The sequence below is a fragment of the Streptomyces griseus genome (assembly GCF_900460065.1).
GTDB classification, from domain to species: domain Bacteria; phylum Actinomycetota; class Actinomycetes; order Streptomycetales; family Streptomycetaceae; genus Streptomyces; species Streptomyces griseus.
The window spans coordinates 124,021-135,087 of record NZ_UAVD01000001.1 but is presented as its reverse complement, the minus strand read 5'-3'; the positions used below and the strand labels follow the sequence as shown (position 1 = coordinate 135,087).

The window sequence follows — 11,067 nt, the reverse complement described above, 5'->3', positions numbered from 1 at the left end:
CTCGCGGACCATGGACTGGGTCGAACGTGCCGCGCGGTTGAGGCAGTGGACGAGGAGCGGGCTGCGGGCTCCGCACAAGCCCTTGCTGCTCCTGTACGCGCTCAGCCGGTTTCAGCAGGACTCCGACGGGGCTCTCCGCTACAGCCTGGTGGAGAAGGATCTGGGGCGGCTGCTCGCCGAGTACGGGCCCGGGAACCGGACGACGCCCGCCTATCCCTTTCACCATCTGGTGAGCGACGGGGTGTGGGAGGTGCGCACCGAGCGCGGCCCGGGGAGCCCCGGGACCGGGGTCGGGGAACTGCGCGCGACCGGTGCCACCGGTCGGCTCGCGCCGGAGCTGCGTGCGGCGCTGCGGCGGGAGCCGTCCCTGCTCGGCCGCATGGCACGGGTGCTGCTCGACCTCCATTTCCCGCCGTCCCTCCACGGCGAACTGTGCGAAGCCGTCGGCCTGGCGCTGGAGGAGGACGGGACGGGACCGGTCTCGGCCGCGCGCAGGCAGCGGGACCGGCGTATGCGGGAGCTGGTCCTGACGGCCTACGAGTACCAGTGCGCCTTCTGCGGCTACGACGGGAGGATCGGAGCGGTGCCGGTCGGTCTCGAGGCCGCCCATGTGCGCTGGTGGGCGTTTGACGGGCCGGACGACGTCGAGAACGGCCTGTGCCTCTGCTCGCTCCACCACAAGCTGTTCGACAAAGGCGTCCTCGGCCTCGGCGAGGGCCACCGCATCCTGGTCTCGCAGAGCTTCGTGGGCCGCAGCGCCGCCGCCCGCGAGCACGTCGTCGCGCTCGCCGGCCGTCCGGTGATCGGCCCCCAGCCCGGTGTCCGCCCCGTCGCCGCCGACCACCGCTCCTGGCACACCGGCCAGGTCTTCCAGGGCAGCCCCCGTCCCGCGTGACCGCCGGTCCGGCGTCGCCTGCGGACGTGCGGTCGACCACTCACTCCGAGTCGATCAACTGGCCTTAAATCAGCGGCGGTTACCCGCTCACTCGTGGACCATGGGGACCGGAGACGGGTCGGCGGATCCGCGTCCGGCCCGCCCTGTGCATCGCCCGTGGCGGTGCCGGACGATGGGGGACATCCGAGTGAAGCTTCGAAGAACCGCTGCCGTGCTGTTCGGTGCGGCGCTGGCGGTCGTCACCTTCGTGACGCCGGTCGGCGCGCAGTCGGCGCAGACCGGCTCGTCGACCACGTACCAGATCAACGCACGGCACGACGGGAACCTCGTCGATGCCGGCGTGGGTGCTCCGCCGCTCAGCCGGAAGTGGTCCCGTGACCTGGGTGGGGACGTCTCCTATCCCGTCGTGGCGGGCGGTCGGGTCTTCGTGACCGCCGCCTCGCAGGACGGGTACGGCACCGTCCTGCACGCCCTGGACGCGGACACCGGCGAGAACGTCTGGGAGCCGGTCGACCTGGGCGGCACCTACTGGTGGTCCGCGCTCGCGTACGGGGGCGGGCGGCTCTACGCCCAGAACCCCGACGGTGTGCTGACGGCCTTCCATCCGGCCACCGGGGCGGTGCTCTGGACCGTCACGCTGCCGGACCAGTGGTCCTTCACCTCGCCGCCCACCTTCTTGGGCGGTGTCGTGTACACCGGAGGGGCCGGTTCGGGCGGCACCCTGTACGCGGTGAACGCCGCCGACGGGACGGTGCGGTGGACGCGGCCCGTCCAGAACGGGGACAACAGCTCGCCCGCCGTCACGGCGAACGGGGTCTACGTCTCGTACGCCTGCAGTCGGACCTACGCCTTCGAGCCGGCGTCGGGCGGTCCGGTCTGGGACCGCCGGACCGACTGCTCCGGCGGCGGTGGCCGCACCCCGGTCGTCGCCGACGGCGGTGTCTGGACCCGCGACGGCAGCGGCGACGCCCCTTCGGTGCTCAACGTCGCCGACGGGAAGGTCCGCGGCACCTATCCGGCCAACGGCTGGTCGCCGGCGCCCGCCTTCGACGGCCGCCAGGGCTACTTCGTCGATGACGGCGTAATGCAGGAGCGGCACAGCCGCACCCTCGCCAGCCGCTGGACGTTCCAGGGGGACGGCCGGATCAGCACGGCGCCGATCGTCGTCAACGGCTACGTCTACGTCGGCTCCCTGAGCGGTCAGCTGTGGGCGCTCAACGGGGCCACCGGCCAGCCCGTCTGGTCCACCGACGTCGGCGCGCCGATCAACGAGCCCGACGAGCACAACGTCTCCCAGCCGCTGACCGGTCTGGGGGCCGGCGGCGGCCTCGTGGTGGTCCCGGCCACCAACCTGCTGGTCGCGTACGGGCAGTGAGCCCCGGGGCGGCTTCGGGGCCCGCGGGCCCGGAGGCCGCCCCTCCGCGCGTTCCGTGGGCCGAACTCCTCGTACGTTCACGCCGCGGGCCCGCGCCGCACGGGACGCGTCCGCCGGCCGTCGGGGCCCATGGCCGAAAAGTGAGCAGGGGCGCCGTCCGGCGGAGCCGCTGCGCAGTGACCGTGCCGGGGCTTCCCGCCCGGCTCCGGCGCGGAGACCGGGACGGTACTTTTCGGACAACTGTGGGCCGCCCGGGTGAGTACAGACAACCTGCGGACCCCCGTGCCGCCTCTCACAGGCCGGACACAGCGTCGCCACAGGTGAGTCGGGGCCGTGCTGCTCGTCCACGTTCCGTCACGCACCCGGAAGCCGGAAGTACGAGGAATGATGACCAGATCCCCGCAGGGCCGCACGAACCGCCTGACCCGCCCCTCGATCGCCGTCGCCGCGGCCGTCGCCGTGACCGCGGGCGTCGTCGCCGCCGCGCCCGACGCCAAGACGGCGGCGGCGGCGACGCCGAAGCTGAGCCTGATCGCCGCCTCCACCTCGGTGACGCTCGACTCCTGGAAGGAGGACCCGGGCGTCTATCTGGACCTCGGGACGTACCTCACCTCCGAGAACGGGGCCTTCGAGCTCAAGGTGACCCGGAAGTCCTACAAGGACCCGGTCGTCGCCTCGCAGGTCTTCCGGAACGGGAAGAAGACCACGACCAAGGCGCTTCCCGCCGGGCTCGTGAAGGACTTCTCCGGGCTGCCGGGCTTCGCGCAGATCAAGCTCACCGACGCGGCGGGCAAGACGGTGCTGAGCCAGACCGAGGCGTTCTGCCCGAACAACGCCTCCGGGCGGGTCCGGCCTGACGCCCCCGCCAACTCGAAGTATCCGCAGAGCTGCCCGGTGAACCCCTTCACCCTCGGCTCGGTGTGGGGCGTGGAGAACGGCTGGGCGTCCAACACCTACGCCGGTTACTACTCCAAGCCGGTCCAGCTGGCCGCCGGTACGTACACCGCCAAGATCAACGTGACCAAGAAGTACCGCGACCTCTTCGGCATCGCCAACCAGACGCGCACCGTCAAGGTCACCGTGCGGGAGCGCAGTTGGGAGGAGCCGACCCCGGTTCCCGCCGGCAGCCGCAGCGCTGCCTCCGCGCACCAGGGGCACGGGGGCAGCGGCGGGCACGAGGGACACGAAGGACACGGGAAGGCCGCCGCGCCCGCCGCGCCCTCCGCCCACGCGCACGGAGCCCCGGCCCGCCCCGAGGCCCCCGCCGCCCGGACGACCGGCGCCGCCCCCACCTTCAACGTCGGACACGGGCCCTACCCGCCCGCGCCGCCCGCCCTGCCGTGGGCGCTGAAGAAGGAGTCGCTCCAGCGGGAGGCCTTCTCGGCCGCCAAGGTCGGCGACCGTGCCGGGCAGACCGACGGGTCGCGCCAGGCGCCGGGGGCCAAGCCCAACGCGAAGCGGCCCACCGGCAAGGCGACGGTGCCCGACGTTCCGAAGCCGGACCTGCGCTCGCTGCCCGCGTACGGCATCACCGTCAGCGACGGTTACGAGGAGGTGCCCGGCAAGGACTACCTGGCCTTCAGCGCCAACGTGTGGAACGCGGGCCCGGCCAAGCTCGTCGTGGACGGCTTCCGCTCCCCGGGCAAGGAGCTGATGGACGCCTACCAGTACTTCTACGACGCCAACGGCAAGCAGGTCGGCTACACTCCGACCGGCACCATGGAGTGGGACCCGCGCCCCGGCCACGAGCACTGGCACTTCACCGACTTCGCCAGCTACCGGCTGCTGAAGGCCGACAAGAAGGAGTCGGTGCGCAGCGGCAAGGAGGCGTTCTGCCTGGCCAACACCGACGCCGTCGACTACACGGTGAAGAACGCCAACTGGCACCCGGACAACACCGACCTGTCCACCGCGTGCGGCCAGGAGAACTCGATCTCCGTCCGCGAGGTGCTCGACGTCGGTTCCGGTGACACCTACACCCAGGACCTGCCCGGCCAGTCCTTCGACATCACGGACCTGCCGAACGGCACGTACTACATCCAGGTCCTCGCCAACCCGGAGAACCGGCTCAAGGAGACCAACCACAAGAACAACAGCGCGCTGCGCAAGGTCGTGCTCGGAGGCAAGAAGGGCGCCCGCACCGTGAAGGTCCCCGCACATGAGCTGGTGAACGCCAACTAGTCCTGATACGAGGCGCGTTGACGCGCTCCGTACCGTACGTTCCGCCGGCCCCGGGAAGCGGTTCCCGGGGCCGGCGGCATGCCGGGACCCAAACCCGAGTTCTCGCCAACTCGCCCGTGCACCCGTAACCCCGCCCCCGCCGCGCGGCTTCGCCGCGGCCGTGCCCGCCGCCCCGCCACGGATCCGCCGGTCAGGGACGTGACCTGGCACACACGCGGTGGCGGGTGGGCCACGGAGGGCCCCGCTCCGCCGGGCGGGCGGGGGGAAGGCGCTTTCGGCGGACACCGTCGCCGACCAGGCAACGCACTGGTTACTCGTGAGTAGCGTAGGTGTGGCGCAATTCACTCCCCTCAAGGGGTGGTTCTGGAAACATCTACGCCAACGAGATCGGGCCATACATACCGCCGCGGGGGGAGTGGCCATGGGGCTGCTCGGCGATGAGCTGGCGTTCGGGCGGGCTCTGACCGCCCAGGAGTACGAGAGCGTCATGGCCCTGGGACACCGCAAGGAGTACGCGGCCGACACTCCGCTCCTGACCGAGGGCGACCGCACCGGCCACGTGGTCATCGTGCTGCGCGGCTGGGTGACCGTCTCCCACGTCACCGACCGCGGCGCCACCCGGCTCATACTCGGGTTACGCGGCCCCGGCGAACTCCTCGGAGAGATGGCCGCGTTGGACCAGCACCCGCGCAGCGCCACGGTGCGGGCCCTGGGCACCGTCGAGGCGACCGTCATCGGCGGCGACGCGTTCCGCCGGTTCCTCGCCACCCACCCCCGGGTCAGCGGACTGGTGATCCGGCAGCTGACCTTCCGGCTGCGCAGCGCCGACCAGGAGCGCTCCGCCCTCGCCTCCCTGACCGTCCTCCAGCGCCTGGCGAGCCGGCTCACCGAGCTCTCCCGGACCGCCCCCACCGGTCCCTACGCGCCGTCCGCGCCCGGCCCGGGGGCCACCGGCCCCGTCGTCCACCTCGCCCAGGACGAACTGGCCGCCACCGTCGGGGCGACCCGTGAGGCGGTCGCCAAGGCGCTGCGGCTGCTGCGCACGCAGGAGATCGTGCGCACCGGTACGCGCATGGTGGAGATCCTCGACCCCGCGCTGCTCGCCCTCCTCGCGGAGGGACACCGGGACTGAAAGCTCCGCCCCGCCGTGTGTAAACGGCTACAGACGGCCTTCGTCCCGGGCCGGAAGCTGTACGGGACGGCAAGCGCAGAGAGAACGGGGAACGCGGTGGAGCACGACGCGTTGGATGCCGGAGAGGCACGCTACGAACTGGTCATCAGCGTGGACGCCAGACGTTCCGGGCAGTACAGCGACGCGGACAAGCCGCGGATGCGGGAGCGGATCTACCGGGTCCTGGAGACCGCGTTCGCGCAGGCCGGGGTGGGCCGCGACGCCGTGCACATGGAGGACCGCGGGGACGGCGTGCTGGTGTCGGTCCCCGGCCGGATCGCGGTGACGCGGCTGCTCGGCCTGTGGATGGTGGAGGTCCACGAGAACCTGCGCGAGGAGAACCGCTCCCTGCTCGTGCCGCTCGGGCTGCGGGTGGCCATGCACGTCGGTCCCGTACGCCACGACAGCCGGGGCATCAGCGGGCGTGCGGTCGACCTGACCTGCCGGCTCGCCGACTCGTCCGTCGCCCGGCAGCTGCTGGACCGCGAACAGGCCGATCTGGTGCTCGCCGTCTCCGACTCCCTCTACGTCGACGTGGTCTCCGCCGGGGGCAAGTTCATCGAGCCCGCGCGCTTCTCGCGGGCGCGGCTCGCCCTCAAGGAGGGAGAGGTCTCCGCCTGGTTCCACCTGCCGGGGCGGCCCGCGCCGGGCATCGCACCGATCGCCCCGCAGGAGCCGGGGCCGACGCCGTCCGGGGCGTCCGCAGGGCCGTCCGCCGGGTCCGACACCGCTCCGGCCGGCGCCGCGCAACGCGCGACGGACGACCGGGGCGCGCGGAACGCCCGGGGCGACGAGGACGACGAGGACGCGAACGCGTCCGTCCGGTACACGGCGCAGGGCGACCTGTCCGTGCACCGGGACAACGTCTACCAGCAGCCCGTGCACATCGGCCGCGTCACCGACTCCGGCAACGGGAAGGGCTGACCATGGCCGACGAAGCAGTGGCCGCCCGGCCCGCCGAGCCCGCCGCCCCGAAGGCGAAGGAGGCCCGCTCCCCGGAAGCCCCGCCGCGCGGTGGCGGGCGGGGGGACGACAGGGCCAAGGACGCCCCGGAACGCCCGGACGCGCCCGAGCCCACCGACACCTCCGACTCCGCCGACGACGAGGCCGGCGAACGGGAGAAGGAGCGCGAACGCGCCGCGGACCGCTTCAAGGACCGGACCCGGGACCCGCTCACCGAGGAGGAAGGGGAGGAAGGGCCGACCGACGCCGCCGCCGCCGCGCGCGCCCGGCGTGAGGGACAGAAGCTCCTCTCCAGCAACCGGGACCTGATCGGCTTCGACCGGTCCGACATCGGCCAGGTCCACATCGGCGACATCAACGTCAGGCTGGACGCCCTGCGTTCGGGCCTCCTGATGCGCGACGGACCGGTCCCCGCCGAGGAGTTGCTGCGGATCCGCCGGACCCACATCGAGCCGGACGGGTACGTACGGCTGCGCCGGGCGCTGGAAGCACGCCGGCTGCTGGTGCTCGGCGGAGCCCCCGGCACCGGCCGGGCCAGCACCGCGCTGGCGCTCCTGGAGGAGGTGACCCGCGCCGGCGAGGGCCGGGAGAACAGCGAGCGGGTGCGCCGCGCCGACCCGGCGCGAGGGGTTCGCGAGTTGGCCACGCAGGTGGCGGGCGGGACGGGCGGCCATCCGCGCGGCACCGGGTATCTGCTGGAGCCCGCGCTGGACCGGCCGGGCACGCTGCCGCCCGACGGGATGGACCTGGACCAACTGGCCTCGGCGCTGGCCGAGCAGGGCTCGTACGCGGTGGTCGTGGTGAGCGTCGGCTCGGCGGCCAACCCGCTGCTGGCCGGGCGGTACGGGGCGATCTGCCCGCCCGCCCCCACCCGTGAACTGGTCGCCGTCCGGCTGCGTCAGCGGCTGGAGGAGGAACACGGCGACCCGGTAGGGGGTGGGGGCGCGGGCGGCCCCGGGGGCGGGGACGGGCGCGGCCCCCGCGACGGCGACGGCAGCCGGGACGCGGGCGGCGGCCGGGACCGGAACGGGGGCGCCCACCGCGACCGGGGCCGCGACGAGCACGCCGACCGGGACGGCGGCGAAGGCCGCGACCGGGACGGCGGTCCTGACGGGGGCGGGGACGGCCGCCGGGACGGGGACGGCGGCCGGGGGCGGGACGGGCGCGCCGGCCGGGACGGCGGCCGGAGCGGCGACCGTCCCGGTCGGGGCGCCGGCCCGGACGGGGACGGTTCGCTCTCCCTGCTCTTGGAGCGTGCGGCGGAGCTCCGCGAGGACCCCGAGGTCACCGAGGCCGTGGGCCTCGACGACCTGCGGCCCGCCGAGGCCGAGCTGTTCGCCTCGCTGCTGGCCGGGCACCTCCGGGGCACCGTCAGCCGCGCGGAGCTGCTGTCCGGCTGCCGCGGTCTCGCGGCCGTCCAGGCCTACGAGTGGTTCGCCGGGGTCGACCGGGCCCTGGCCGCCCCGCCGCCCGGCGACGGGCGGACGCCCGTGCGCTCCGGGACCGCCGCCCTGTTCCACCCGGTGGCGTTCCGGATCGCGCTCGCGGTCCTCGGCGGTGCCTCGCACAGCGCGGTCTCCGCCGCCGCCCACCTGCTGACCTGGGAACTCTCCGTACAGAGCGATCCGGACAGCACCCCCGCGCGCCCGCTGTTCTGCGACGACCCGGAAGCCGACCTGGCGCTCTCGCGCGCCCGCCCGGCCGACGGGGTCGTCGACGTGGCGGGCAGCGAGGTGACGGGACGGCTGATCTTCTACCGGGGGTCCGCCCTGCCCGCCGCCGTGCTCGCCGAGCTCTGGGACCGGCACTTCCCCGTCCGCGCCCCCGTCGTCCGCTGGCTGCGGCTGCTCGCCGACGACCCCCGGCCCCAGGTGTCGATGCGCGCCGCGGTGGCCGCCGGGGAGCTGTCCGTACGGGACTTCGAGCACGGGTACGCGGAGCTGATCCGGCCGCTCGCCGAAGCACCCACGCCCCGCCGCCGGATCTTCGCCGCCACCGCGCTGGACCAGGCGGCCGGCCACGCCTCGCACCGCCGGGCGGTGCGCAAGGTGGTCGACAACTGGTCGCTGCACGGCACACCGGCCCAGCGCTGGACGGCCGCCATGGCGCTGGGCTACGGCCGCTGCGCCGACTCGATGGACGACACCCTGGACACGCTGGCCGAGATCGGGGTCCGCGACGACGGGGAGCAGTTGGCCGTGGCCTCGCTGAACGTGGTCCGGCTGCTGACGCTCCCCGAGTGCGCCACCGTGCTGCGCCGGCTGGCGGCGTGGACCGGGCACCGCCGCGAGGAGTACCAGGACCTCGCGCTGGTGAGCATCGTCCGGCTGGCGCTGACCGATGTGGACGAGGTCCTCGACGACGAGCCCGGCACCCCGCTGGGCGACCGGGGCGACTGGCCGCTGCTGCTCGCGCTGGCCGCGACCCGGCCCGAACTGACCGGGAAGCTGGCCGATCTGTTCTGGACGGCGCTCAACACCGCGCGGTCCCGGGACGTCGCGCTGGACGCCCTGGAGACCCTGTTGCGGTCCGCCTCGCGCAAGGACGGCCGCGCGTGGACGCGGGAGGGGCTGGCCGCGCTGCTGCCCGCCCTGACCGCCGAGGAGCAGGACCGGCGGCGGCTGGACTGGCTGCTGCGCCGAATGATGAGGGATCAGGACCGTCCGCTCGCCGAGGAACGGGCGCGCGCGCTGTGGAGGCTCGCCGTGCCCGCGCGGCAGCGGCGGTCCGAAGAGGAGGAAAGTCATGGCTGAGGAGAACGGCGGGGCGGAGAACGGGGCGGTGGACCCCTCGCGGCCCGCGGGCCCGTTCCTGCGGGAGTACACGCCGACGGGCCCGTTCCGGCAGGGCGGCGCCCGCACCACGTCGGTGCTGTTCTACCGGAAGGGCTACAGCGTGGCCGGTGTCTCCGGCATCGAGCACTACGACAGGCCGCCGCTGGCCTGGCGGCCGCACACCATCTGCGAGATCGCCACCGGCACCTTCGTCACCACCCTGAAGATGGAGCTGCCCGCGTCCGGGGGCGCGACGTTCTTCAAGGCCGAGGTGGACATCCAGTGGACCGTGGAGGACCCGCACCTGGTGGCGGTGCAGGTGGTCACCGACATCGCCGAGCGGCTCACCGCGCCGACCCTGGAGCGGCTGTGGGAGATCTCCGCCCAGTACCCGGTCCACCAGGCGGAGCAGGCCAACGCCGACATCACCCGCGCGTGCGTCTCCGGCCGGTGGAACGACCTCGGCACCGACCTCGGGCTGCGGGTGCGGCTGTTCGTGCGGCTGCGGGTGGACGACCGGACGATCGGCCACGAGGAGAAGGTCCGCAGCCAGCGGAGCGAGGCCGAACTGGCGCGGATGCGGCAGGAGAACTACCTCCGGATGCTGCGGGGCGGTGAGCTGGAGCAGCTCAGCCACATGCTGGCCGCGGACCCCCAGGCGGCCAACAGCTTCCTGGAGAAGATCCGCCAGGAGGGCAGGCAGGACGAGAAGGAGCGGGTCGACCGGCTTTTCTCCATGATCGCCGACGGCCTGATCCACTCCGACGAGATCGAGACCCGGGTCCTCGACGACCTCAGCAGGCAGCACCTCGGCGTCCAGGGCGCCATCGGCACCCGGCCCGCCCGCCGCGCCCCCCGGGAGCTGGCGCCCGCCCGCGACGAGCCGTTCACTCCCGACTGGGTGGCGGACGAGCCTCCCGTGCGGCCGTCCCGCCCGCACGTCCGGGACGCCGAACCGGAGCCGCCCGCGCCGCGCGACCGCAACCGCGACGACGGCTGGGGCTGGGCGGAGGGCGACGGATGAGCGCCGACGGAACCACACGGACTTCCCCCGCCCCGACCGCGCCGGTGCCGGACGGGGGTCAGCACGGGCCGGACAGGGCGGGGGAACGCATCGCGGAACGGCTCCTGGTCACCGTCCGGGAGGACCTCGGCAGGGCCGATTCCAAGGCGGCCGTGCTGCTCTCGGGGGCGCTCGCCCTGCCCGCCTTCCTCATCGGGCGGCACGGCTCGCCCGACTGGCGGGGCCCGGGTGACCTGGCGCTGGTCGCCGCGGGCGCGCTGTGGGTGGTCGCGGTCGCCGCCCTGGTCCGCGCGCTCCTGCCGCGTACGGGCACGGTCCGCGACCGGGAGGGGGTGACCTACTTCGGGGACCTGCTGGCCCCGTTCGACTACGACGTGCTGACCGCCCGTATCAACGAGGCCGGCCGGGACCCGGTCGGCTGGCTGCTCGTCCAGGCCGTGGACGTCAGCGCCATCCTCTCCGCCAAGTACCGGGCGATCCGCTGGGCGGTCGCCACGATCGCCCCGGCCGCCGCGCTGGCCCTCGCCTGGAGCCTGACCGCGCGCTGACCGGCCCGCACGGGTGTGCCGCGTCCAGGGCACACCACCGACGACTACCCAGAGTGACCGATCGAGCGCTCCACGGCACCACGCGGGCCGCCGCACCACGCGGACCCACGGCACCACGCAGACCACGACACCACGC

General features: G+C 73.9%; 8 protein-coding genes. All 8 read left to right on the top strand.

The window, feature by feature from the left end:
- Window positions 1-10 precede the first annotated feature (10 nt).
- The 8 genes from DTB53_RS00520 (at window position 11) to DTB53_RS00485 (ending at window position 10,931) form a co-directional block, all read left to right on the top strand.
- Entirely contained in the window at window positions 11-895 is an 885-nt protein-coding gene (locus DTB53_RS00520) for a phosphorothioated DNA-binding restriction endonuclease (RefSeq protein ID WP_012380181.1), read from the top strand.
- A 187-nt stretch (window positions 896-1,082) separates the two neighbouring features.
- The gene (locus DTB53_RS00515) at window positions 1,083-2,270 is read left to right on the top strand and encodes an outer membrane protein assembly factor BamB family protein (protein WP_236586236.1); all 1,188 of its coding nucleotides are present in this window, start codon (window positions 1,083-1,085) and stop codon (window positions 2,268-2,270) included.
- Between the two features lie 384 nt (window positions 2,271-2,654).
- Window positions 2,655-4,451, top strand: coding sequence for a lysyl oxidase family protein (locus DTB53_RS00510; protein ID WP_003968020.1), 1,797 nt, complete (start codon window positions 2,655-2,657; stop codon window positions 4,449-4,451).
- A gap of 421 nt (window positions 4,452-4,872) precedes the next feature.
- A complete protein-coding gene (locus tag DTB53_RS00505) occupies window positions 4,873-5,583 on the top strand; it encodes a Crp/Fnr family transcriptional regulator (RefSeq protein WP_003968019.1) in 711 nt (236 codons plus the stop codon).
- 96 nt (window positions 5,584-5,679) lie between these two features.
- Window positions 5,680-6,546, top strand: coding sequence for a hypothetical protein (locus DTB53_RS00500; RefSeq protein ID WP_003968018.1), 867 nt, complete (start codon window positions 5,680-5,682; stop codon window positions 6,544-6,546).
- Window positions 6,547-6,548: 2 nt separating this feature from the next.
- Window positions 6,549-9,338, top strand: a complete 2,790-nt coding sequence (locus DTB53_RS37175) for a hypothetical protein (protein ID WP_012380177.1) — start codon at window positions 6,549-6,551, stop codon at window positions 9,336-9,338.
- On the top strand, window positions 9,331-10,383 hold the full coding sequence (locus tag DTB53_RS00490; RefSeq protein ID WP_012380176.1) for a hypothetical protein: 1,053 nt from the start codon (window positions 9,331-9,333) through the stop codon (window positions 10,381-10,383). The genes DTB53_RS37175 and DTB53_RS00490 overlap by 8 nt, the downstream gene beginning before the upstream one ends.
- Window positions 10,380-10,931, top strand: a complete 552-nt coding sequence (locus DTB53_RS00485; protein ID WP_003968015.1) for a Pycsar system effector family protein — start codon at window positions 10,380-10,382, stop codon at window positions 10,929-10,931. Before DTB53_RS00490 ends, DTB53_RS00485 begins: the two co-directional genes overlap by 4 nt.
- Window positions 10,932-11,067 lie beyond the last annotated feature (136 nt).

Bases quoted from the DNA above. Each gene is read 5' to 3' on its own strand.
- DTB53_RS00520 (WP_012380181.1), top strand. From the start codon at position 11: ATGGACTGGGTCGAACGTGCCGCGCGGTTGAGGCAGTGGACGAGGAGC.
- DTB53_RS00510 (WP_003968020.1), top strand. From the start codon at position 2,655: ATGATGACCAGATCCCCGCAGGGCCGCACGAACCGCCTGACCCGCCCC.
- DTB53_RS00505 (WP_003968019.1), top strand. From the start codon at position 4,873: ATGGGGCTGCTCGGCGATGAGCTGGCGTTCGGGCGGGCTCTGACCGCC.
- DTB53_RS37175 (WP_012380177.1), top strand. From the start codon at position 6,549: ATGGCCGACGAAGCAGTGGCCGCCCGGCCCGCCGAGCCCGCCGCCCCG.
- DTB53_RS00490 (WP_012380176.1), top strand. From the start codon at position 9,331: ATGGCTGAGGAGAACGGCGGGGCGGAGAACGGGGCGGTGGACCCCTCG.
- DTB53_RS00485 (WP_003968015.1), top strand. From the start codon at position 10,380: ATGAGCGCCGACGGAACCACACGGACTTCCCCCGCCCCGACCGCGCCG.